The organism is Arthrobacter sp. JUb115, from assembly GCF_004365035.1.
In the GTDB taxonomy this organism is placed as follows: Bacteria; Actinomycetota; Actinomycetes; order Actinomycetales; family Micrococcaceae; genus Glutamicibacter.
Window position 1 is genome coordinate 34,737 of record NZ_SOBS01000009.1, and the last position, 22,467, is coordinate 57,203.

A 22,467-nucleotide genomic window follows, 5' to 3' on the forward strand; every position below is an offset into this window, starting at 1 on the left:
TCCATTTTTATTCTCAATCACACGGCTAGAGTAATTTCTTAAATTGCCGGTACGTAGATTCGTGCTAAGACATTCACTTTTCTAAACCAGCAGGACTTCAGGTCGCTGCAATGAAGCAAGCGATCCCACACAACTTAAGGAGATTCACATGTCCCTTCTCTCAAAGACTGGATCAATCGTTCTCGCATCGGTCGCCACTTTGAGCCTCTGCGCAAGTACGGCAGTAGCCTCCACCGTGCCCCAAACCCCTACGAACCACCACGCGGCAGAGAAAGCAAGTTTCACGCTTCAAAATATAGCCAGACAAAAAATCAAAGCGCCAGCAGCCTCATACCAATCTATGAAAGCCGCGCAAAACATTGCCAGCGAAGCCGCGGATATACAAATTCTCAAATCGTCAGACAGTTACGCCGTCGCCGACCTCACGATGGCAAACGCCGATAGAGAAAAAGGGCGCGCAATGTGGGCAGCCGCGCCAGACTTCGTGGACCTGTCATGGCAACTTCCGCGAGGAGCTACGGGAGCGGTAATCTTCAAGAACAACCTAGAGATTGCATCTGTCGATTCGGACAACTTCCGCGACACAGACGTCGTGCCTGGCGAACTCGCTTCCTACCGTGTCGAAACTGTCGGCAACGATTCTGCGGAGGCCGCTACGTGGGGATTGGAAGTCACAGTACCGGAAGGAAGCGGAAGCCAATCCAGCATCTCTTCCGCTGCTTCTGACATTTCGGTCGCTGCTGCCGCTCGCACTACGTCTGCAGTAAGGCATCAGACATTTATCCCTATGGCAAAGGTTAATGCACCACCAGCAGGCTGCGGACAGTACAGTGGCTCAAAGTTCGAGTTCGATGGAAATAATCGCTCATGGAATCCCACAGGAGGCTATAAAACCCGCGTAACAGCCGGGATCGACTGGACACAAAATGGAAAACTGACATCAGCCACAAAGGGTGTTTCTCCGACCAAGGTTTACAACAAGTCGACAAAGAAGCTACTAGCAACCAAAACAGCAAGCTCAGCAAACATCTCCGTCTCCCGCCTTTCACTGAGCAACAGCAAAGAAGTCGATCTTCGATTCAAGGTACACGCAGGAAATCCCTTCTGCACCGGTGTACCCAATGCAATTGAAGCCGCATTCACCATGACCGTGACACGAGCAGGCAGCTGGTCCATCATCTCCGGCGAACACCGACAGATGCCAAACCATGAAATCGCCATTCACGGAGGCAACGGAGCCTTCCGGAACGTCTACACTCGTGCATATAAAGATGCCACCTGCCTGGTCCGATTTGTCTGCCCAGTGGTCAAGCTTGCAGGATACCGTGGAGGGTACTAATTTACGATGAAAACTTCCCAATCGATACTGAAGGTACCGATTTACGCAGTACTACTAGGCCTTCTCCTAATAGTTCCAATCCTTCCTTCTTACATCGCATCAACTGGACTCGTGAACGAAGCGATTCACAACAAACTCACCTTTGTCGATCAAACGCTTCTCGACCCCTGGCGCTGGGTTGGTTCACTCCTGGTATTAGCTCTTGTCCTAGGCGGCACACACATACGGACCATGCCACCCCTCAAATGGGCAATCTTCTTCTGCATTGCCATGATTGCCTACTCGACACCCATCCTGATCTCAGCAGGCAACTGGACTGGATACCCGCCTGCCGAAGTATTGAATTGGATTATGGTCTTTGCAGTGGCCGATATCGCAACCCTACATGGACCTCTCGCAGGACTGCTCTCCATAGGCGTACTCGGAATACTCAGAAGAATAAAATCTCCCCAAACAAAGCCGGACCATACTTCAACAGATAACGGGTTCTCCCACAATGCCCGGTACCGCTAACCTTGCAGAAATTTCTACCGAAATAACGCATAGGCATACACACAGCTAAATAAAGAAAGTTCGTTCACATCACACTTGAGCTGTCATGATCCTGTGAGACACGCGTTCGTAGGAGAATGTGTGCATGACCAGACGTCAGAAGTTCACCCCGGAATTCCGTGCCGAAGCAATAGAGCTGGTGATCTCGTCCCAGAAGAGCCTCATGGAGGTCGCAGCAAGCCTGGGCATCAATAAAGGAACCCTGGGTAACTGGGTCCGCGCCTACCGCGCCGAGCACCCCGAAGCGGAAACCGAAGAACGAGGCCCTGTGGAGTGGGCCCAATACGAGATGCTGCGCAAGAAATTGCTAGAGGTGAAACGGGAGAACGAATTTTTAAAAGATGTCAGCGCCTATTTCGCGTCGAACAACAAGAAATAAGCGCCGCTTTCAACTTCATCAAATCCCATACCGGCCAGTACGCGGTGAAGTGGATGTGCCAGAAACTCAGTTTTTCCCGGGCCGCCTATTACCGGTGGCTGAACCCCTCCAAGCAGCTGAGTGAAGCTAAAGTCTTGCGGGCGCACCGGTCGAAACTAGTTTGAGACGAATACGAGGCGTCCAACCAAGTTGCTGGCGCCGGCCATCTGGTGGACTTGATCCGCAATAACCAAGAAGAAGAGATCCCGAAGTCCACAATCCTGTCGATCATGAAGGAACTCGGAATCGAGGACAAGCTGATGAGCGGGTTCAAGACCACGACAGTGCGTGATCATCAGGCTCGGACGGCGCATATCAAGAACCATATGGTCGATAAGCTCGGCAAGCGTGACTTCCGTTCCTCACGCACTGGGGCGAAGCTGGTTGGCGATATTACTTACCTGCGTACCGGTAAGGGCTGGTTGTATCTGGCTACGGTGATCGATTTGTACTCGCGTCAGATCGTGGGCTGGTCGATGGCAGAGAACATGCAGACGCAGTTGGTAATTGATGCGATGGAAATGGCTGTTTCGCGGGGTTTCATCCGCCCTGGCAGCGTTTTCCACTCAGACCGAGGCACGCAGTACACCGCGGATGTATTCCAGAGGTGGTGCGCTGCGCACGGGGTTCGGCAGTCGATGGGCCGCACCGGGGTGTGTTGGGATAACGCCGTAGCTGAGTCAGCGTTTTCAACGATCAAGAATGAGATGTTCCATCACCGGGCGTTCACTAGCCGCATGGCGGCCCGGACTTCGGTGATGGAGTACATCGAGACTTGGTACAACTGTGAGACTTTTTCTAGCTGGTCTGGGACGAGCTGGCAGGATGGGTGCAGGCCGCCCACCTCCGTAGGAGTGACTCTTGGTACAACTGCCCCTCTGGGTGTCATTTGATTGACTTGTCCGCCCACGGTGGTGGATTGGCCGGTGCCCGCCCGGCCCACCTCGGTAGCTTCATTAGAAGATTGTCCGCCCCTTTGGACGTGACCCTTCACAGTTCTGTTCCGTCGTGATTCCTACCCGGACTGGCGCCGGCCGTTAGCGGCTACCCACCAAGTCCATCACCAGAGGAAAAGAACGGTGACCGCCATGTCAATCGTCTCTCAATGTCACCCATTTGTCGTGGGTGTCGACACTCACGCACGCAACCATGTCTATGCTATCCTCGATGCCACCAACGGCGCGTTGCTAGACACCCAATCATTCCCGACCACCGCGGCCGGCATCAACCGGGCCATCAAATAGGTGGCCAGGCGCACCGACGCCGACGCCGACACCCTCTGGGTCATCGAAGGGGCCGCGTCCTACGGAGCGATCCTCGCCGGCACCGTGGCATCGGCAAATCCGACGTGTTAGATGCCCACCGATTGGCTAGGGCTGTTCTCCCTTTGCCGGTTGAGAAACTGCGTCATCCCCGCATGAATGAGGGGATCCGTCAGGGCTTGCGAATTCTGGTGACTGCTCGCGAATCCATAAGCAAAGGCCGAACCCGTTCGGTAAACGCCTTGAATGCTCTGGTACGCAGCAATGGCGTTGGCGTTGATGCGCGAAGGAAGCTCACCTCGGTACAAGTCGAGGAGATCTCCCGGTGGCGTGAACGAGAAGAAGAACTATCTTTGGGTATCGCGCGTGCCGAGGCGGTTCGGCTGGCGAAGCACATCTTGGATCTGGAAGAACAACTGAAATCCAACGAGCAGAAATTGGATGAGCTGGTCAAGGTCAGCGAGGCTGCGCCTCTGCTAATGGAGAAGGGCTTCCGGGCCGTGGCCGCGGCGAAGTGTTTGGTGGCTTGGTCGTATGAGGGACGAGTTCGCAGTGAAGCCGCTTTCGCCTGCCTTGCGGGGGTGAATCCCATCCCAGCGTCGTCGGGGAACACGGTTCGGCATCGGCTGAACAGGGGAGGCAATCGAAGACTCAACAGCACTCTTCACATGGCCGCGATTAACCGAATGACCTATGATGCCGAGACGCGAAACTACATTGAGAAACGTCGCGCCGAAGGCAAGACTGACAAAGAGATTCGGCGGTGCATCAAACGCTATCTGGCTCGTCGTGTGTTTAGAATTCTGACAGCATCGGCACGAGCGCAAAAGGCGCAGGAAGCATCTTGACAGATATAGAAGAGTCAGGAAGCGTCCTCATACGGCTAATGGTGGGTTGAGCCCTCAGGCGGTCCTGGATTTGTATGAGGAGAGGTTTTCTCAGGCTGTTGCGGCTTGAGGGTATTTAGGAAACAATCAAAGATTGTGTCTCAGAAACTTGACCAGCTCAGATCGTGGTTGTACTAGCGCACTATATTGTTCTCATTTGCACCACTTTTCGAAAAACCAGTTTCAGTGATTCGAGCTCAAAACTGTAGAACCACTTTCATCAATCCTGAGACCATTTAGTGATCTTGTGCTCTGCGTCGATGGTTCTCACGGTTCCTGTTTTGGAGCGCATGACAATGGATTGTGTAGTCAACTTAGCACTGTCGACGGTGACTCCCTTGAGCAGGTCGCCGTTGGTGATTCCGGTCGCCGCGAAGAAGCAGTTCTCGCTGTTGACTAGATCATTGGTGGAATAGATCTTTTCCATGTCCAAGCCAGCGTGCAGGCCCCTGTCCTGTTCTTCTGGGGAGGTTGGCATTAGCCGACCCTGGATCACTCCGCCCAGCGCTTTGATGGCGCACGCCGTCACGACGCCCTCTGGTGAACCGCCGATGCCCATGAGGGCATCAATGCCTGTGTTGCCACGCACTGCGGCGATGGCTGCGGCCACATCTCCATCAATGACCGCTTGGGTACGAGCGCCGGCTTCATGGATTTCACGCACAAGATCCTGGTGCCTGTCGCGGTCCAGGACGCTCACTGTTAACTGGCTGATGCTGAGACCCTTGGCCTTGGCAATCAGGCGCAGATTTTCTTTGACCGGCAGACGCAGATCAACGTCATCGGCGGCTTCGGGACCAGTGACGAGTTTTTCCATGTAGAACACGGAAGAGGCATCCAGCATGCTCCCTGCGTCGGCAACGGCTAGCACCGACAGGGCATTATTGAACCCCAGTGCTGCCAGGCGGGTTCCGTCGATCGGGTCCACGGCGACATCGAACTTTTGCCCTGTTCCATTTCCAACTCGTTCGCCGTTGTAGAGCATGGGCGCTTGGTCTTTTTCCCCTTCTCCGATGACCACGACCCCGTCGAAATTGACCGTCGCCAGCTGCAAGCGCATTGCATCCACGGCCGCCCCGTCGGCGCTGTTCTTGTCGCCGGCTCCGACCCATGGCGTGGCCGCGATGGCCGCTGCCTCCGTCGCCCGCACGAGTTCCAGCGCCAGATTTCGATCTTTGTGGGGCTTGGACGAGGAAGCGGGGGATGCGATGGTCATTAATGCTCCATGGATAGTTGGTAGTTGCTGCTGGATGAGGCCCGGAGGCCGGGTTCAGGCCTTGGCCGAGTGCTGCTGGGCCGCTGGGAGGGATTTTTTGGCCTGCCCAGGGTCTTCGGTGCTCTTGAGGGTGAGGCAGAGCAATGCGCCGATGATGTAGATCGCCGCGAAGACCCAGATGGTGGCTTGCAGGTTTTGGGATCCGCCGAGAACGCCGACCAGGACTGGGCCGACGAAAGAGGAGAGGCCGGCCGCCAGCGTATAGACGGCGAGGGCATTTGCACGTTCGCTTGGTTGGACAATGGCTGGGACGAGGGCCGTCAGCGGAACGAACCCGGCCAGTCCGATGGAGAATACCGACCAGCAAAGTACCGTGATCCAGAACTGCGGCCCCACAGCCAGCGGCACGTAGTACAGCAGGACAAGCCCGATGGCGCTCATGACGCAGCCAAACCACATGACGGTATTTCGCCAGCCGAACCGGTCCCCGATGACCCCGAAGAAGAGGTTGGCGAAGATATTGGCGGTGTAGACGATCGTGACGATGAGCAGATACTGAGCTTGGGAGAACCCGATGACTTCAACGAAATAGATTGGAGCCACAATGAAGAGGGCGAAATTGGGAGCTGTGTTTATCAGGCGGACTACCGATCCGACGGTGACCTTGGGTTCGCGCCAGATGATGCTCAGGCCTTGGGCCATTCCCTGGAGTACCGTTCCGTTGCCAGTGGCTACTGGTCCGGCATGGGTGCGGTCGCGAATGCCGAAGAGTGCTAGTGCTGCGCCCAATGCGACAAGGGCAACTGACAACCAGAGCGTGCCTTCTTCTCCCAGGATGGGAATTGTCTTGCTGGCGACGAGGGACCCAAGCGTTGGCAGGCCTGCGCCGAAGGCAAACCAGAACCAGCCCACGGAGGTGCCTCGTTGTTTTGCGGGTGCTGCGAGGTTGATCCACACCAGGAACGCATAGGCGAAGAACGGGTAGCCGATGCCGCGCAGGACGTAGGCGAGAACCGCGATCCACTGGATGCCCAGATGGACACCGAAACCCAGGAAGATCGCTTCGAAAACGACCCAGTTGATGGCGCCGATCCACATCACCTTGCGAGGGCCAAAAACGTTGGACAGGGCACCTGACAACCATGAACCGAGGGTCACGAAGATGCCGTAGGCGCTGATGGTCAGCGTTGCGGCGTTTTCGGTGAAACCCTGGCTATTGACGAGGAACGGGGCGAGGTAATTGGACTCGACCCCGTCGCCGATCATGAATATGAGGATTCCGACGAACCCCAGAAGCAGTGGTGCGGGAAGGCCGAGCTTATCGAGAACTTTGTGTGAAGTCCTGGTGGGTGGTTGGTTCATGGTGGAATCCTCAGAGGTGGAATTGGGCGCGCCAACCGCCATCGCTCCAAGGAATGCATAGTGGAGCGATGGTTGTGGCTGCCGGAAGGCTAGTTGACGATCTGGACTTTGATTTGGTCCGGGCTGGTGGCGGCTTTTAGCGCTTCGGCATAGTCTTCGAGTTGGTACAGGGACGTCACGAGATTCTCAAGACGTGGTTGGAGGTCGACCATGCGTTCGGCTGATTCAGCGTACTTTTCAGCGAGCGAGTTCGAACCGATGATGCTCAGCTCCTTGGCAAAAACCTCATAGGGGTTCAGCTGCACCGTTGCCTCCGGGGAGGCCACGCCCATCTGAATGAGGCGGCCCCGAGTGCCGAGCGATGCGATCGCTTGGCCAATGGCTGCGGGGTGGCCGCTGGCATCGAGGGCGATGTCGAAGGAGTCGCGGTTCAGGTGCTCAAGCGACGATACTGCGTGCATTGCTCCCAGCTCTGCCGCCGCTTCTCGTCGTGCCTGGTTCGGCTCGACCACTCGAATTCCTGCGGCTCCTTCGGCTTCGGCGAGAATGATGGCCATCAGGCCGATGGATCCTGCCCCGAAGATGACGATTTCTTGCTCCCGCCAATCCGGGACGCGTTCCAATGCGTGCAGGACGCAAGAGAATGGCTCAATCAGCGGAGCGGCGCGATGCGAGATCGAATCACTGATCTTGTGGACGATGCGGCTTGGCACGGCGACGAACTCAGCGCACGAGCCATCGACCGCGACACCCACCGGGCGCAGGTCAAGGCAGAGGTTGGTCGCGCCCTTGTGGCACCACTGGCAGGTCCCGCAGGAAATGTTGGGGTTGACGCCTACGTAATCTCCTTCGTGGAATCTGGTGACGCCTGCTCCGACTTCCGTGATGTAGCCGGCGAACTCGTGGCCTGGCACAACGGGAAATTTTCCGTGCGGGTAGTCTCCTGAAACCAGATGCAAGTCCGTACCGCAAACGCCGGTTCCTACCGGAGAAATGACGACCCACCCTTCTGCGGCAGTTGGGACTGGAACATCCTGAATCTCGATGCCGCCTCGGCCGTCAGCAACTGCTGCGCGCATGGTTTTGGCCATTTCTTCTGTTCCCCTTTGACGCTAAAAGATGCTTCGGCGGTTGCCGACCAATTTATGCTAACGTGATGCACAGCATATTGTCTAGTCTGTACATACAAGATTGGAATCAAATCTGCGAATCAACGCGATACCATGTGAATCAAGGAGGATTCAGTGACCATCACAATCGATCGCAGCTCACCAGTTCCTTACTACGAGCAACTTCTCGGCATACTTCGGGAACACATTGTCGAGGGCAAATACCCCCAAGGAGAGAAGCTGCCCAGTGAGCTCGAACTCAGCCGCGATTATGGCTTGGCAAGGGCCACTGTGCGCCAAACGCTGTTGAAGCTGGAAAACGAAGGCTACGCGCGCAAAGTGGCGCGGAGGGGGGTCTTCGCAACGCTGCCTCCTGCTCCGTCGGGCTGGATTGTCCAGGACACTGAAGGCTTCTTGGAATCCCAGATGCAGCATGGGCGCACGGGAATAGAAACCCATGTCATCAGTTCGGGTTTTGTCGTGCCGGCCGAGCACGTCACCCAGGCGCTGGGCCTTCCTGCCCACGAGCAGGTGTACTTCATCGAGCGCTCGCGCACGTTGGATCAAGAACCAGCGCTCTATAGCGTGAACTGGTTTCCGGCAGAGATCGGGACCCTCATCGCCAAAGACCGTGCAGTCCTGGACGGCACAGGTTCTGTCAACGCTGCATTGCGCCGTGAAGGCCTGAATATAGCAGGCGCGAAGCGCGTGATACATGCCTTGCCTGCGACCGAGGTCGTCGCAAAGCACCTGCGGGTCTCCATTGGGTTCCCGGTCCTGCGGATCTGCTCGCAGTCCTGGGATAGCTCCCATGGGGTCTTCGATTACTTCGAGACCTGGGTCCGTACCGACACGGTTCCGCTGGAAGTCAACGTCACCGCCGCAGCGTAATTAAACGCTGTTGGGGCTGGGCTCGGCGATTCACGCCGAGCCCAGCCCCCAACAGCATCATGGACAAATCAGTTCAAGTACCCGAGCCGATCCATTGCACTTTGATGCTGGTCGAGAATCCGGGACTCATGAGCCATGGGCGGCAGCTGCACGGCTTCGACCTGCCATTGGGGGAATTCCCCATCAAGCGCCGCGGCTGCTTGCATTGCGGCACCTTTGGCCACATATTCGTCCGGTTCAGGGATGATCATGGGCAAATCAACCAGCTGGGACAGAACTGTCTGCACTGCGGCGCTAGGCGCCGCACCGCCGATCAGAAGCAATCGCTGCGACTCCAATCCGCACTGCTTGAGGGCATCCAGCATTCCAACTTGGCTAGCAAGCGTTCCTTCGATGATTGCGCGCGCAAAGTTCGGCCGCGTGAAATTCCCGAGCGTCGCATCGTGCAGTGAAGCACGGGCCGTTGGCAGATCGGGGGTCCGCTCGCCTTCGAAGAAGGGCAGCAGCGTCAAGCCGCCCGCACCGGGATTGGCCTGCAAGGCGAGCTCTGATAGCTCGGTGTAGCTGCAGTTCAAGAGCGCGGCACCGGCCTCGAAATTTCTTGCGGCATTGAATGTCGCAACCAGCGGCAGGTGCTTGCCTGTGGCATCGGCGTAGTTGCAGACGTAGCCGTTGAGGTCGTGCACTGATTTATCGGATCGTGTATAGACCACCCCTGAAGTACCCAGAGACATGACGACATCGCCATTATTGATGCCCAGGGAGAGCGCTGCGGCTGCGTTGTCGCCGCTGCCCACGCCAATGGGAATGCCCTCCGGGATCCCCGGGATTCCACGCCCGGTGACGCCTGCAACGTCTGTGGGCCCAAGGATCTTTGGCAAGAGCACTTCCTTGCCCAGGGCATGCTTGACCAGATCCAGGCAGTAATCCCCGTTGTCGGGAGACCAATAACCGGTGCCGCTTGCTTCGGAGCGGTCGGTCATCAGGCGGGCGAGATTTCCTCCTGGTCCCTCGCCCATGAGCCGCCAGGAGAGCCAGTCATGCACCACGGCTACTGCAAAGGTGCGGTCGGCAGCGTCGGGACGCTCATCTTTCAGCCAGCGCAGCTTGGAAACGGTATCGGAGAGGGTAATAGGCAAGCCGGTGCGCTTGATCCATTCGTCTTTCCCCAGTTCATCGTTGAGTGCAACCATATGGCTGTGGGAGCCGAGATCATTCCATAAAGGAGAATCTGTGGTCACGCTTCCGTTGACGTCAAGGAAGATCGGCGTGTGCTGCTGCCCGCTAATTGATATCGCGGAGACATCCGAGAAGCCTCCGGCGCGGCGAACCGCGGTGAGGAGCGCTTCCCACCATACTTCTGGATCGACGATCGTTGACGAAGGGTGGGAGGCCTTGCCCCAGCGGACCTGCTTTCCTGTTGCGAGATCCCTCACGGTGACTTTGCAGCTTTGGGTCGAAGAGTCGATACCGGCTATCAGTGTGGCGTTCGAGGCGTGGTCGCTGTCGGTGACCCTGATGGCACTCATGCGGGGAATCCCTTCATGTATTCCCACTTGGCTGAATTATCAGCACGCCATTTCATGAGCTGCGTATGGCGTTCGAGGTTCGGGTGGATCTCGAAGACGTCATTCTCGTACCAGCTGATGGGCGAGCCCGAAGCAAGGACTTGGGCGCCGCGAGATACGACTTCGGGGAATCGGGAGACTGCCAGCGGAACTCCGAGGTAATCAGCTTTCAACTGGAGCCAGAGCATATTCCCGCTGGCCGGGCCAATGACTTTCACTCGATCAACTGGCTCGTCGAATAGGGCAAGGACATCGTGGAACTGAGCCACCATGCCCAAGAAGGTTCCGAAGACGAGCTGTTCCATGGTGCTGTTGTTCCCCAGGCCTGAGATAACAGCTGTAGCGCCCGAGTTCTTGGTTGGAGGTGGACTGCCTCTGAACTGCGGGAGGACCAGGGGGATGTGGCCGAGGTCGATAACGCCCGATACGTACTTCTCGTGGAGATCTTCGAGGACTCCATTGAGCGTGATCGCGGTAGTGTCCAAGAGCTTCTGCAAGGTCGCGAATGCGGATCCGCCGGTAGGGATCGAAGCGAAGAGGGTGTAGTGGTCCCCGGTGCACGAAATCCCGTTGGCCAATTTGGCGTGCTCTGCATCTTTGTCAAGGCGTGGCTGGTCGCGCAGCATCAGCAGCCCCTCGGTGGTCCCAGTCGAATTGAGCAGTTCGCCTGGCTGGAGTGAGGCACCGACAGCTCCGACCATGTGGTCGTGCCCGGCGACATGTACGCGCGTTTCCGGGTCCAGGCCTACTTCAGCGGCAAATGCCGAGGTGATCTCATGCCCGATTTTCGCAGGCGCAAGGGGTGGGAAATTGGAGGTGTGCAAACCAAAGTCCTGGCACACCTCAGCCGACCAGGTTTTGCTGGTCAGGTCCAAGGCCATGGTTCTGCTGGCCAGCGAGAGCTCGGACCAGCGCGTGCCGGTCATGGTTGCTGCGACGTATTCAGCTATGTTGAGCCAGTAGCTTGCTTCCGCTGCGTCTCCGGCCCGGTTGGCAGTCCAGGCAGTTTTTGAGATGCCGTAGTTTCCGTTGACCGGCAGGCCTGTTACGCGGTAGACCCGGGCTCGCTGTTCCTTGCTGAGCTTCGCCAGGTACTCGGTACCTCTTTGGTCATGCCAAAGCACCATTGGGGATACCAGCGCGATATCTTCGTCAACAAGTCCACCGGATTCGCCGACCCCCGTGATGGCAATACGCTGCACTGATTCACGTTGCTGGGGCTCCAGCTGGCGAATGAATGAATGGATGACGGACAGCAGCTCTGCTGCGTCGTAGATCTCTCCGAATTCATCATTGACGGTGGGGGTCGCCGCCCGGCGTACGAGGGCAAGTCCGCCGTCGGGACGGAAGAGGCAAAGCTTGACACTGGTGGTTCCGATGTCAATGGTGATGGTACCGAGCACCAAGGTTCTCCTTGACTAGTTCACTGACGGGTTGAACATCCGAATACGGCGTTCGACAACGTCGGCAATGGCGTTTACTGACTGCTTCGATACTCGAATCAGGGATACTTCATCGGGGTTGGCGTTGTAGGCCTCGCCAAAGCTGCGGATCATGGCATTGCGCAAGTCGCTGGCTACATTGACCTTCACGACGCCGAACTCGCCGAGGCGGGCCAGCTGTTCTTCTGGCAGGCCTGAGCCGCCGTGGATGACCAGTGGGACCGAGCTTGCTTCTCGAACCTTGCTCAGCAAATCGAAATCGATGCGTGCATCCGGGGAGTATCCGTGGACATTTCCGACGGAGACTGCCAGCATGTCGCAACCAACTTTGGCAATGAAGTCAGCGACCTGCGAAGGGTCGGTTGAATTAGCGATTTCTGGCCCATGGTCGTCTTCCTTGCCGCCGATGCTCCCGAGTTCTGCTTCTAGGGAGATCTCCGGACCGCACAGGTCTCGAGCGATTTGGGAAACGCGTACGTTCTCTTCATAGGGCTCTTCAGAAGCGTCGATCATGATGGAAGTGAACTTTGCCGCCAGGGCATCCTTGACGGGCTGGATCGATTTGCCGTGATCCAAGTGCAAAGCGACCGGAACCGGGCAGTCTGCAAGGCGTCGGCTGACCATGTCGTAGATGTAGTCGAAGCCCGAGAGGACGGCATTGGTCGGAGCGACCTGGATGAAGGTCGGGACGCCTGTGCGCTCGATGGCTTCGACGATTCCCATGGTTGTTTCGATGTTGGTGGTGTTGAATGCGCCGGCAACCAACTTTTCCTCGGTGCATTTCGCGATGACTTCATGTCCGCTGACTAGTGGCATGGATTCATGATCCTTTCGGGTCGGTGTTTCGGGTTAGGAGTTCTTGGTGTGTCCGGTGTTCGCGGATTCGACATCTGTCAGGTCGTCGAGTGCCAGGCCCTGCTCCACGGCCTTCTGCGCCTCATCCGGTACCTGGAGCCAGCGAACCGAGATGCCAGCGAGGACATAGAGCGCTGCAAAGATGATGGTGACTCCACCGGCACCGAGCGGTGCCAGGAAGATCGCGACGATCAGCGGTCCAACGAACGTCGCGGCGCCTGCTCCGAGGTTGAGCACCGCAATGGCATTGCCCTTCTGGCCGGGTGCCATGAGGGACATCAGCACGGAGATCGGGGTGAATCCAGCCAAGGTAATACCGAAGAGCGCGGAGCAGAGCGCTGCGACCCAATAATCGTCGTTGACATATTGCGGGAGGAAGTAGAACAGCGTGACAGCGACGGCTGAGCCGATGCAGCCAAACCAGCGCAGCGTCCGGTGCCAGCCGAGCTTGTCGCTGAGCACCCCGAAGAACAGGTTTGCGAAGATGTTGGCTGCGCCCAGGATGAAGACGAGCTGGAGCCATCCTGAAGTTCCGAAGCCCAGATCATCGGCGAACACCGCCGGGAAGAAGACGAACAGGCCAAATTGCGGTGCGGTATTGACGACACGAACCAGGCAGCCGAGGCCGACTCGCGGGTTGGTGAATGCGATGGCGACGCTGTTGACGAGGCTGCGTCCGACAGTGACGTCCTGCGGAACGAGCCGTTCGCCGCCCTGCGCTTTGCGAAGCCCGACCAGCGAAACGATGCCGCCGAGGATGACCAATCCCAAGGAGACCCAGAACGTCAGGTACTGGCCGATCAAGGGCTCGGTTCCGCTGGCGACCAGGGAACCCAGCGTGGGCAGGCCGCCGGTAAAGGCGAAATAGAACCATCCCACTGCGGAGCCGAGGCGGTTTGCAGGGCTTGCGCCAAGAACCCATACCAGGAAGCCGTAGGCGAAAAGCGGGTAGGCAATACCGCGAAGCCCGTAAACAACGAGCATAAGCGTGAAATTCTCGGCGGGCAGTGCGACAGCCAGGAAAACAACCTGGAGTGCGGCCCATAACGCCAGGCCGATCAGCATTACCCGCCGGGGACCCCAGACGTCCGACAATGCTCCGGAGAGCCAAGAACCCAGAGTGACCATGAGTCCGTAGACGGAGATGATGACTGCCGCGTTGGTTTCCGACCCGGCTCCGTGGGCAGCAAGGTACGGAGCGATGTACCCTGACTCCACTCCATCGCCAATCATGAAGAGGAGTAGGCCTACGAAGCCCCAGACAAGCGGCCGAGGCAGGCCCAGTTTTTCAATGAGCCCCTGAGAGGGCTGATAAGAGCCCGAATTCGTCGTTGAAGACATGCGATTCCTTCTGATCCCGAGCGGTAATCCGCGAGTGTGGCCTTGACGGCAGGAAGCCGGACAGATCGCACAACTCTTGCCTGGCTGGTATGTACAGACTGTACCAGAATAATGAGACGCGCAACACTCCCAAATTGAGCCGCACACAAACCCTCTCCGCCAACCAAACCACGACCACACAATCGAAACGAACAGCGCCAAAACAACCATCAGGTTCATCGCATGACATCGACCCGCAAACCCACACAGGGCCACACCTTTGTAGGCAACATTAACCAACCAACCATCGTCGGAATTTAGTAAAATACAATTTGCTACAATTAGGAAGGTCAGATCAACCTCACCCAAGGACAACCCCATGCGCGGACTCACCCTCGAACAAGCAGCCGACAAAGCAGGCATCAAACCCGCCTACTTCCGCTACCTCATGTCCCAACTCAACGGCACCAACCTCGACCTACGCACCCCACCAGAACCAGGCGAACGCGCTCGCCGGTACAGCCCGCAGAAGCTTGCAGCCTGGATAAAGAACGGGAAGCCGCTTCCAGCGTCTGAGCGGACTTCGGTTCCAGAAGATACCGATGCGCAGACGCACGTGGCCGGAACAGCGGTCAGGACTACCAATGGCAACGGGTGGACTGTTTCCGTTGAAGATCCATCCATCCTGGTAGAGGCCAACACCTTACAGCGGGCTTGGTCCTTGAGTCGCATGAAAGCTGCGGAAAAACTAGGGATCGAGCTAGAAGAACTGGTTGTCGACGTCACCGTTGAATTCCCCGCTGAACAAGCTGCGCACTTCGAGACAGGGCGCCAGCTCGCAGTCGAGGCAGAAGCTACACGCCTGAAGGCGGAGCAGCATCGGTTGGAAGGAATTCGGGGCTTGGTCAAGGCCGGTTGGAGAAACAATGAGATCGCTGCTGCGATGGGAATGACTCCCCAACGCATTCAGCAATTGCTGGCAGGTAAATAGTCGGGGACATACCAGTTTGGCCTGCCTGCAAGGCTTCTAGCCTGTTACAATTTATATGAAAGCGCCCCGTTCGCGAGGCTTCCCTTTGTGGTGAAGCTGCGAGGAATGATCTGACAATCAACCTCTTCTCCGGGGCGCTTTTTCTTGCCTGAAACGAACTCACTTTTGACCTACAGGCCCTCTATAGCCTCATATTATGACTTGATTCCATTTTCGCGGCACCGGTTACCGGATCGAAAATGCCAAAACTGACGGTAGAACATGAAGTTACTGATCATCGATCTGAAACATGTCTGAACAGTGAAGGAACGGAAAATAGTCTAACGGTGACCATTGTGCTGCGAAGATACTGAAGCGAACGGAATGAATTTCCGGTATTCGTAACAGTTGCCAGGATTCGGGCAAGAAAGGAACAAGGGCAAGTTGTCGTCAGTTCAATGATTATTACAGAATGGTCTCAACTTATTCGAAAATTCTATTATCTTCAATCTTGTTTGGGGTATGTTTAACTGAATCATTAGCTGCTCGCACATATCGCACTGAAATTGAAGTCGCAATTAGCTCAGGTGCTGGAATTGTTGTCGCACGCGCAGATGGCGGAATAGACAATGAACTATGCAAGAGAACGGAAAATATTTCAGGTGTCGAAACAGTTGGCATGTTATATAAAAAGGAATCTTTGCCTTCCAATAAGGCACCTGGAACCTTGCTAACCGTCTCTAAAGTAGACGGAAATTTCATGTTAATTGTTTTTGAAAAGCATTTTGATCCTGCAACTAAATATACGGTGACAGAGGAGCTTATCAAAGAAATTGGCGAGACGAAGATCAAGTTCCCTGGCGACAGGGAACCCCAGGCTCTGAACAGAGTGACCTCTACACCTATTTCTGAGGGTATGAACAGGTGGGTATTCCAAGAGTACAGGTCTACGTCAGATGTAGCCGAATGTTGGATAAAGATTTCTCCAGCAATGCAAACGAAAGTTATCCCGTTATTAAGTTCGTTTTTTCATGAGATCGAAAGTCTATCCCTTGAAAAAGTTTCTGATACTGATATTGAAAGTATCGAAAAGCGTTGGAGCCAAAGGCAATCACAATATTATTGGGTAGCTGCCGGGGTCTTGACTGGCTTGATTGCCAGTTTATGTATTTTTATTCGTCGGCACGAGTTCTTCTTGTATATGACTTTGGGATTCAGAAGGCACGAATCAACGATCGTTGCAGTTATTGAAATATTTTTGATTCAACTTTTCGCTCTTATACTTGCATTTTCAATACTTTCTGCAGTTTCGCCTTTAATGGGCTTTGTCTTTTACGACTTTGCCATAGGGGTGACCAATATCTTGCAGACATTTTATTTGGGTATCAGCTGTTCGTTAATTCTCTGTTTTATTATCACTTCGGGCAAACAACTGAAAAACATGAAACGAGATACATAGTTTACAGCCTAATACTGGCCGGGCGTTAGGGGCCTAGTTGTTGGTATACTTTCGAAGTGCCACATACTTTACAAGGGTATGTCTAAGGTTCTTAGGGATAGGTGATTATCATTGACTCGACCAGTTCAGTGGAGTTTGTAAGGTTCCGTACTGTACTCCTATTTGTCCTCGCCGTCGCAATCCCTCCGATCGGACTTCTCGTGTCATTTTTGATTTCGCGAGATTTCAAGGATTCCCTCCCCAGGAACCATCGGTTATCTGAATATGCCATGTTACTTTCATTGGTCCTAAGTCTTCCTGTAATCATAGGCACTTTTTCGGTATTAATATTCTGATCTGTTTCATGCGATGATTCAGGATCGGGATATTGGTTTGGACTCGACATAACGGTTTAGGAACCAACGGTTGAAGGTCCTGAACCTATCCATTCCCCTTGTTCTGACTGATTCGCTAGTCACTGCAGCAGAAAACCTATCCGTTATTACCTGCGCTCGTAAGCAAGTGGGCGAGAAGTTCGGCTACTGACTCGTTCTCGCCTTCCTCCTACGGAAGCTCGACAATCGCGCCAGCCCCGAACCACGAATGTCGACATTCAACCGCTACCCATCCCCTAGGCTCCGTATATCTGCCTTCGGGTAAAACAGGAATCTTTCCTGTTTCATGCGCTCTCATCGAGTGAAGGTTGTTGCCTTATAACCGGCTGCGCTGATAAGTTTCTTCCTCCGACAAGATGGCGGGTTAATAAGGTGAGGTTTCCAGCGACTGCCACCCTCAGTTAGCTCATGTCTGTGGGGACCTGGCCGTCTAATGAACCGATAATTCCAGGGCGTTCGCTGCTGTGATGGCCGCGTCGATCTTGGTGGGGTCGAATCCGTACCAGTGATCGCCTGTATGGGTATCGAAGACGACAGGGGTTTGGATGTAGCCGAGGTCTTTCAGGCGTTCGAGTGCGTCCGGCTCAGCGGTAACGTCGTGGATCTTGAAATCGGCGTTGCGGCTCTCCAGGTAGTTTTTTATTCCGGTGCATGGGCCGCAGTGTGGTTTCGAGAATAGCTCTAGCATGGTCGTCCCCTTCTTTTAGAGGGGACGTATCGTAGTTGTCGCTACTCCCCTGCAGCTGGATATTTCATGGCCAGCGTGGTTCCAATGCGTTTGAATCCCATGAGCGCATACAACGTCAGGTGCTTGTCAGTATGAGCAACCAACCCCACAGTATGGTTCTGCTGGTATTGATGAGCTAGCCCCTGGATGAGAAGTTTTCCGTCACCAGAAGCCGACTTTTTTCCGCGGGCAATGCAGCTGAGTTCAACACCAGTCGGTCCAAGATCTTTAGCGAGCTTCTTCCGGCTCATTTCCCGTTCAGCGCTCCTGCTCCCCTGCCGACGGACGGCAAGGACCGGCACGAAAGCATAGGCCAGTGCCAGGCCCCACCAGATACCGAAAGGATCAATGAGCGAAGCCGCCAAGAAAGGTGAGATCAAAACGATTAGAAGGCCGAGCATGTCGGCTAGCCTATGGGCCGCCGATGGCTTGAGGTCATTGACGATCCCTACCGCATGATTCTGCTGATAGAGCCGTCCACGAAGCTTCGCTCCGAAGGCAAGGGAAAGGTAAACCGGGTAGGTGATCACGCGCATCATTCCTGCTCCTGGCTCGTGCCGGGAGAAGGCTGCCGCCATGATTCCTGCAGCACCGGGGACATACCACCACGGAGTTTTGGAGATCTCGTTGACGGTACGGGAACGGCCAGTTGCTGGGGAACTCATGAATCTCATCTTTCCGGAATTCGTTGATTGGTGGTGGCTTAGCTTGCCGGTCGCCAACGGGTGGCATTTCAGCCATGGGGGTTCCTGTATGAGCCAGCTTTACTTGAACTACAGTCGGCGCCTGGTGCTGCGTTTACCGCGAAGCTGCTTGATCAGCATGGGATTATGGGCCAGGGCTTGGTCTGATTCAATAAGGCGGTTGAGCAGTTGGTAGTAGTGCGTTGGCTGCAGGCCCAACTGTTCGGTAATAGCCGCTTCTTTGGCGCCCGCGTATTTCCAGTGCTTGGTTTCGAAGTCCAGGATTTTTTGGGATAGCTCGTCTAGGTGCTGCTCTTCATTGTCCATGGTCTCGTCCTTGGGTTAGAGAAGTACTTGAGAAAGCTCGGCGAGGATCGCCAGAGTGGAAACGAGTAGGGCGGCAACTACCATATGGGGAGCTGCCGGATAGGAGCTTTGGCCTTGGCGTTTGAGTACCAAGCCGTGGATCAGCCCGGTGATTCCGGCCAGGGCGACAGCCCAAATCATGGGACCGAGGCCTAAGGGAGCTAGGAGCAGGCCGAGTGGCAAGCTGAGCTTGAGGTCCCCCATGCTGGTGGCCTTGCCGAGAAGCAGCAGGCCGTAGAAGCCGACATGTACGCCGGTAAGAGCCAGGGTTTGCCCGGCAATAGACCATCCTTGGGGCACTATGACGATGACCATGGCTAAGGCTGCCAGGAGCCCTGCGGTCCAAGGCAGAGTGTAGGCATCTGGGACCCGCCGCTGTTTGAGGTCTTTGATGCTGACCAGTGCACCGAAAACTAGCGATAGTGCCATGGCCGGCATTTGGTACAGCAGGATGGTCTGTTGCATCAGCAGTACCAGGAGCAGTGTGCAGGCAACGCTGATGGGAATGCTTACGGCCGGGGACATACCATCGCTGGCCTTCATGCGCGCTGCTTCTGCTTTCATGAAGGCCACCGCACCACGGCTGGTGCCTGGGGTTCCGGGGTTAGGCGACATATCCGACCTCTCGCAGCTGGTTGATCAGCTCTTGAGTCTCGTCAGCTGGCTCGTCGTCATCTCCGTAGGCGCCCAGGTAGTCCTGCAACTTGTCAGCGATTTCTTGTACCGCGTTGCGGTTCTTGGCGATGTACTCGGCGTTCAACGCATCTCGCCAGGCCTGCTCGTTGGCAGGGTCGACGATACGACCGACGGTGGCTCCGAGGCGGGCAAGCTTTGGGTTCTTCATGGCCATGGCGCGGTCTACTAGTTCGTGCGCTGCTTCCGTGATCAGTTCAATCATTTCGGTGTGCAGCTCAGTGTTCCAGAGGTAGTTCTTCGGGCGGATCCCTTCGAATGGTGCACCGCGGACCAGCTTTATGGCGGCGATGAGTCGAGGCAGGGAAACGGTGTAGACGTTGTTCCCAATGAGCTTGGTGAAAATAGTCCAGTCGCACATCACTCGTTCGTCGAGGCTGTATCGCTCGTTGCGGGCGTGCGGGAAGAGCATGGTGCCATCTTCATCCTGGCCAAGATAGTCACGGGTGAGGTTGGCCAGCTTGTTGCGGTTCTGCGCGCCTTTGGCTCCTGAAGGTTGTGTTCCTGGCCAGAAGGCTTCGTTGTACTGCTCGGTGGTTGCCCCTGGATTCATGGCCAAATAGGCCAGTAGTGAGATGCAGCGGGCTGCAGTACCTGGTGATTCTTTTCCACTATTTGGCGAAAGCGGCATTTTGCCCCGTGTATTGAGGACATCGACGGTGCCCAGAAGACGGATCATTGGGACCTTTTCTTCAGCGAGGGATGCCAATAGCTGCTGGGCTTCTGAATCCAGCTCAGCTTCAGGGTTATCGAGCTCGTCGCTGTTTACAGGGGACATACCGTCTGCGGGAACAGCTGCAGGCTCCTGGTCTTTGACGATCTCCAGGCTTGGTTTGGCTTCGTCACTGACGGTAGTCTGCGCGTCTTCTGCGCCAGCAGCATCTAGAGCCTCTGGCTCTAGTGAGCTATCTGGACTTTCCGCGTTTTCGTCGGCTGCAGACGCAATCGTTTCGGTAGCTTCGTGTTCCTGTGCGATGGCATCGGTTGCTTCGATCTGAGGTGAGGAGGCCTCTTCTTCCGGCTGTTCGGAGCCAACTGGTTCTGCAGGCACCTCCTGCTGTTCCGGCTCTGCTTGGCCAGTTGTCCCAGGCTCAACGAGCGTTTCATTTGTTTCGGGGACGGCGCGAAGCTCAACGACGAACTCTTCGTCGTTGAATTCCTTCTGAGGGGACGTACCGTTTGCTGGTGCTTGTGGCTGCTTGCTGCTCTTGGCCAGCAGTTCCATCACAGCTTGCTGTTGTTCTTGGTCAAGCTTCTGTGGTTTCAGCGACAGACCCAAGGGGTCGAGGGTGGCATAGCCGTCATCGTCGACATTGAACTTCCAGTCGCCCATGGTGAAGCCTGCAGTGATCGCTGCGATGCCCAGGCGCGGGATCTGGCCAACGAGGTTCAGTAGTTGGTGACGCTGCCGGTCGGTGGGTTCAATTCCCAGTAGGACTATTTCTGGCATCCAGGATTGTCCAGAGAGCACCCTTGCTTGATGCATGGTTTCGGTACCGGCGGCTTCCATGGCAGCTTTGACGTCAGCTGCTTTGCCTTCCAGCATGGTCAGCAGTTCTGGGATGTTCTCGTAGCTGGTGACTCGTCCGGTGCCGAGGGCTGATGGGAGGTCATCTGCAACTCCGCAAAGGCTCAGGGTCAGTTGCTCGGCCCATGGGCTGCAGGCCATCTCTACGGCCAGTGCGGTGAGGATTTCGTGGCTGGTTCCGTTGTGGTGGTCTTCCACGCCGAGGGCGCCGATGTACTCGGCGTCGACGAGGATCTGGGCGTTTTTGGTGTCTTCGCCCAAAGTGACCATGGCCGGGTACGGTGCTTCGCTGCCTTCTTCGGCGTCTGGTACGTCGTCAGGAGCTAGGCTCCATACCGTACCGTCGACGTCGTCTTTAGTCCACGGCGCAGGTAGTTCTGCGGCTTCTGAGAGGTAGAACGTCAAGCTGCCGGTGGCTGCGCGGAGGCAGAAGATCTTGGGGAGGGACGTACCGTTTTCTTTGGCCCAGGATCCGAGGAAGCGTAGTGCTGCATCGATGGTGGCTTGGGTTAGCGGGTCTTCGACATCGCGTAGTTCGCGTTCGGTTCGCGCGGCTGTTTCGCTCACTGCTTCTGTGCGTTGCCCTGCGGTGCGAATGCGGCGCTGGTGCAAGCGGCGGCGGCCTAGTAGTGCCAGGATTCCTGCTGCGAGCAGGCCACCAATGCCGGTAGCGGTCTGGAGCAGCTGATTGCCCATGAAGCTGTCATCTGCTTGATCGCCCTCGGAGGTTTCAACAGCGGGAGCTTCGTCTGCGGCCTGCACTTCTGGGGTAGCAACAGGTGCTGGAGCGCTGAGTGCCTCGGAGACGTCTTTATTGGTGTGGTCTTGCTCAGAGGAGCTTGCGGTGTCTTTCTGGGTCTGTTGAACGGACTCGTTGGTGGGTGCTGTCTTGACAGGTTTCGGTGCGGATTTCGCAGTGGACGCTTTGATCTTGGGGATGTTGATGGTGGTGCCGGCGTAGATCTCGTCGGCGTCGGTGATGCCTGGGTTGCAGTCCAGGATCTTCTTGTACTTTGCGCCGTCACCGAGGTGCTTTTCTGCCAGTCCCCAGAGCGTATCGCCTGATTGGACAGTGTGTTTGAACGTTTCCGGGCCGTCGGTTTTCTGTGCTGCGGTCGCAGCTGCCTTTTGGTCGATGGTGACATTGCCGGATTGTTGCGGTGCAGAGATCACCGTGTGACTGCTCATGGAGGTGTCTACAGTGGCGGCGTTGGCTGGGCCAGCGATACCGAAGATGCCGATCACAGCTGCCAGCAATGCCCCGGTGATGCCTTGGGCGGAGCCGAAGCCCTTGATGCGTGGGGCTTTGATCCCCTTGATGGCTGCTGGCAACTCCATAAGCACTGAGAGCATGAAATAGAGCCAGAAGCCCCAGCCAAGTAGCGGGAGAATTGTGCTCATCGTGATGATGAGCCCGTAGTCTGGGCGCGATGCTAGCTGAAGGAT

General features: G+C 56.1%; 17 protein-coding genes and 2 pseudogenes. 7 read left to right on the forward strand and 12 right to left on the reverse strand.

Going from position 1 to position 22,467, the window contains the following annotated elements; translation table 11 throughout:
* Window positions 1–148: 148 nt before the first annotated feature.
* The 4 genes and pseudogenes from EDF61_RS14610 (at window position 149) to EDF61_RS14625 (ending at window position 4,419) form a co-directional block, all read left to right on the forward strand.
* Complete coding sequence (locus EDF61_RS14610) at window positions 149–1,339, forward strand: DUF3238 domain-containing protein (RefSeq protein WP_133834539.1); 1,191 nt, start codon at window positions 149–151, stop codon at window positions 1,337–1,339.
* A 6-nt stretch (window positions 1,340–1,345) separates the two neighbouring features.
* Entirely contained in the window at window positions 1,346–1,852 is a 507-nt protein-coding gene (locus tag EDF61_RS14615; RefSeq protein WP_133834540.1) for a hypothetical protein, read from the forward strand.
* 124 nt (window positions 1,853–1,976) lie between these two features.
* Window positions 1,977–3,094, forward strand: a pseudogene (locus EDF61_RS14620) (IS3 family transposase); the annotation flags it as partial.
* A gap of 303 nt (window positions 3,095–3,397) precedes the next feature.
* Window positions 3,398–4,419, forward strand: a pseudogene (locus EDF61_RS14625) (IS110 family transposase).
* A gap of 259 nt (window positions 4,420–4,678) precedes the next feature.
* Here the strand turns inward: EDF61_RS14625 and glpX are convergent.
* The 3 genes from glpX to EDF61_RS14640 all read right to left on the reverse strand — a co-directional run bounded on the left by glpX (window position 4,679) and on the right by EDF61_RS14640 (window position 8,127).
* The gene (gene glpX / locus EDF61_RS14630) at window positions 4,679–5,674 is read right to left on the reverse strand and encodes a class II fructose-bisphosphatase (RefSeq protein ID WP_133834541.1); all 996 of its coding nucleotides are present in this window, start codon (window positions 5,672–5,674) and stop codon (window positions 4,679–4,681) included.
* Window positions 5,675–5,728: 54 nt separating this feature from the next.
* Window positions 5,729–7,036 carry an MFS transporter gene (locus tag EDF61_RS14635; protein ID WP_166650828.1) on the reverse strand — a complete coding sequence of 436 codons (1,308 nt, stop codon included), beginning with the start codon at window positions 7,034–7,036 and terminating at the stop codon, window positions 5,729–5,731.
* Between the two features lie 89 nt (window positions 7,037–7,125).
* Window positions 7,126–8,127 carry an alcohol dehydrogenase catalytic domain-containing protein gene (locus tag EDF61_RS14640; RefSeq protein ID WP_133834543.1) on the reverse strand — a complete coding sequence of 334 codons (1,002 nt, stop codon included), beginning with the start codon at window positions 8,125–8,127 and terminating at the stop codon, window positions 7,126–7,128.
* Window positions 8,128–8,280: 153 nt separating this feature from the next.
* Between EDF61_RS14640 and EDF61_RS14645 the strand changes: the two genes are divergently transcribed.
* Window positions 8,281–9,036, forward strand: coding sequence for a GntR family transcriptional regulator (locus EDF61_RS14645; protein WP_133834544.1), 756 nt, complete (start codon window positions 8,281–8,283; stop codon window positions 9,034–9,036).
* A gap of 68 nt (window positions 9,037–9,104) precedes the next feature.
* Here the strand turns inward: EDF61_RS14645 and EDF61_RS14650 are convergent, their stop codons facing one another.
* The 4 genes from EDF61_RS14650 to EDF61_RS14665 are packed head-to-tail and all read right to left on the reverse strand — an operon-like array spanning window position 9,105 to window position 14,242.
* The gene (locus EDF61_RS14650; RefSeq protein WP_133834545.1) at window positions 9,105–10,565 is read right to left on the reverse strand and encodes an FGGY family carbohydrate kinase; all 1,461 of its coding nucleotides are present in this window, start codon (window positions 10,563–10,565) and stop codon (window positions 9,105–9,107) included.
* Window positions 10,562–12,007: an FGGY-family carbohydrate kinase gene (locus EDF61_RS14655; RefSeq protein WP_166650829.1), complete on the reverse strand. Its 1,446-nt coding sequence runs from the start codon at window positions 12,005–12,007 to the stop codon at window positions 10,562–10,564. The genes EDF61_RS14650 and EDF61_RS14655 overlap by 4 nt, the downstream gene beginning before the upstream one ends.
* A 15-nt stretch (window positions 12,008–12,022) precedes the next feature.
* Window positions 12,023–12,862 (reverse strand): class II fructose-bisphosphate aldolase, encoded by an 840-nt coding sequence (locus EDF61_RS14660; protein ID WP_133834547.1) that lies wholly within the window; start codon window positions 12,860–12,862, stop codon window positions 12,023–12,025.
* A 33-nt stretch (window positions 12,863–12,895) separates the two neighbouring features.
* Window positions 12,896–14,242 carry an MFS transporter gene (locus tag EDF61_RS14665; RefSeq protein ID WP_133834548.1) on the reverse strand — a complete coding sequence of 449 codons (1,347 nt, stop codon included), beginning with the start codon at window positions 14,240–14,242 and terminating at the stop codon, window positions 12,896–12,898.
* A 358-nt stretch (window positions 14,243–14,600) separates the two neighbouring features.
* Here EDF61_RS14665 and EDF61_RS14670 point away from each other — a divergent pair, with 358 nt between their 5' ends.
* Complete coding sequence (locus EDF61_RS14670; RefSeq protein WP_133834549.1) at window positions 14,601–15,212, forward strand: hypothetical protein; 612 nt, start codon at window positions 14,601–14,603, stop codon at window positions 15,210–15,212.
* 451 nt (window positions 15,213–15,663) lie between these two features.
* Window positions 15,664–16,650 carry a hypothetical protein gene (locus tag EDF61_RS14675; protein ID WP_133834550.1) on the forward strand — a complete coding sequence of 329 codons (987 nt, stop codon included), beginning with the start codon at window positions 15,664–15,666 and terminating at the stop codon, window positions 16,648–16,650.
* A gap of 804 nt (window positions 16,651–17,454) precedes the next feature.
* On the opposite strand, the gene EDF61_RS14680 is transcribed toward EDF61_RS14675, so the two are convergent.
* The 5 genes from EDF61_RS14680 to EDF61_RS14700 all read right to left on the reverse strand — a co-directional run bounded on the left by EDF61_RS14680 (window position 17,455) and on the right by EDF61_RS14700 (window position 22,422).
* Window positions 17,455–17,712 carry a glutaredoxin family protein gene (locus tag EDF61_RS14680; protein WP_133834551.1) on the reverse strand — a complete coding sequence of 86 codons (258 nt, stop codon included), beginning with the start codon at window positions 17,710–17,712 and terminating at the stop codon, window positions 17,455–17,457.
* A gap of 41 nt (window positions 17,713–17,753) precedes the next feature.
* Window positions 17,754–18,416 carry a hypothetical protein gene (locus EDF61_RS14685; protein ID WP_133834552.1) on the reverse strand — a complete coding sequence of 221 codons (663 nt, stop codon included), beginning with the start codon at window positions 18,414–18,416 and terminating at the stop codon, window positions 17,754–17,756.
* A 108-nt stretch (window positions 18,417–18,524) separates the two neighbouring features.
* Complete coding sequence (locus EDF61_RS14690; RefSeq protein WP_133834553.1) at window positions 18,525–18,761, reverse strand: DUF3263 domain-containing protein; 237 nt, start codon at window positions 18,759–18,761, stop codon at window positions 18,525–18,527.
* Window positions 18,762–18,776: 15 nt separating this feature from the next.
* Window positions 18,777–19,364 (reverse strand): prepilin peptidase, encoded by a 588-nt coding sequence (locus tag EDF61_RS14695; RefSeq protein ID WP_166650831.1) that lies wholly within the window; start codon window positions 19,362–19,364, stop codon window positions 18,777–18,779.
* A 40-nt stretch (window positions 19,365–19,404) separates the two neighbouring features.
* Entirely contained in the window at window positions 19,405–22,422 is a 3,018-nt protein-coding gene (locus tag EDF61_RS14700; RefSeq protein WP_166650832.1) for a LysM peptidoglycan-binding domain-containing protein, read from the reverse strand.
* Window positions 22,423–22,467 lie beyond the last annotated feature (45 nt).

Bases quoted from the DNA above. Each gene is read 5' to 3' on its own strand.
- EDF61_RS14650 (WP_133834545.1), bottom strand. From the start codon at position 10,565: ATGAGTGCCATCAGGGTCACCGACAGCGACCACGCCTCGAACGCCACA.
- EDF61_RS14695 (WP_166650831.1), bottom strand. From the start codon at position 19,364: ATGAAAGCAGAAGCAGCGCGCATGAAGGCCAGCGATGGTATGTCCCCG.
- EDF61_RS14615 (WP_133834540.1), top strand. From the start codon at position 1,346: ATGAAAACTTCCCAATCGATACTGAAGGTACCGATTTACGCAGTACTA.
- EDF61_RS14635 (WP_166650828.1), bottom strand. From the start codon at position 7,036: ATGAACCAACCACCCACCAGGACTTCACACAAAGTTCTCGATAAGCTC.
- EDF61_RS14670 (WP_133834549.1), top strand. From the start codon at position 14,601: ATGCGCGGACTCACCCTCGAACAAGCAGCCGACAAAGCAGGCATCAAA.
- glpX (WP_133834541.1), bottom strand. From the start codon at position 5,674: ATGACCATCGCATCCCCCGCTTCCTCGTCCAAGCCCCACAAAGATCGA.
- EDF61_RS14660 (WP_133834547.1), bottom strand. From the start codon at position 12,862: ATGCCACTAGTCAGCGGACATGAAGTCATCGCGAAATGCACCGAGGAA.
- EDF61_RS14685 (WP_133834552.1), bottom strand. From the start codon at position 18,416: ATGAGTTCCCCAGCAACTGGCCGTTCCCGTACCGTCAACGAGATCTCC.
- EDF61_RS14700 (WP_166650832.1), bottom strand. From the start codon at position 22,422: ATGAGCACAATTCTCCCGCTACTTGGCTGGGGCTTCTGGCTCTATTTC.
- EDF61_RS14690 (WP_133834553.1), bottom strand. From the start codon at position 18,761: ATGGACAATGAAGAGCAGCACCTAGACGAGCTATCCCAAAAAATCCTG.
- EDF61_RS14640 (WP_133834543.1), bottom strand. From the start codon at position 8,127: ATGGCCAAAACCATGCGCGCAGCAGTTGCTGACGGCCGAGGCGGCATC.
- EDF61_RS14680 (WP_133834551.1), bottom strand. From the start codon at position 17,712: ATGCTAGAGCTATTCTCGAAACCACACTGCGGCCCATGCACCGGAATA.
- EDF61_RS14610 (WP_133834539.1), top strand. From the start codon at position 149: ATGTCCCTTCTCTCAAAGACTGGATCAATCGTTCTCGCATCGGTCGCC.
- EDF61_RS14665 (WP_133834548.1), bottom strand. From the start codon at position 14,242: ATGTCTTCAACGACGAATTCGGGCTCTTATCAGCCCTCTCAGGGGCTC.
- EDF61_RS14675 (WP_133834550.1), top strand. From the start codon at position 15,664: ATGGTCTCAACTTATTCGAAAATTCTATTATCTTCAATCTTGTTTGGG.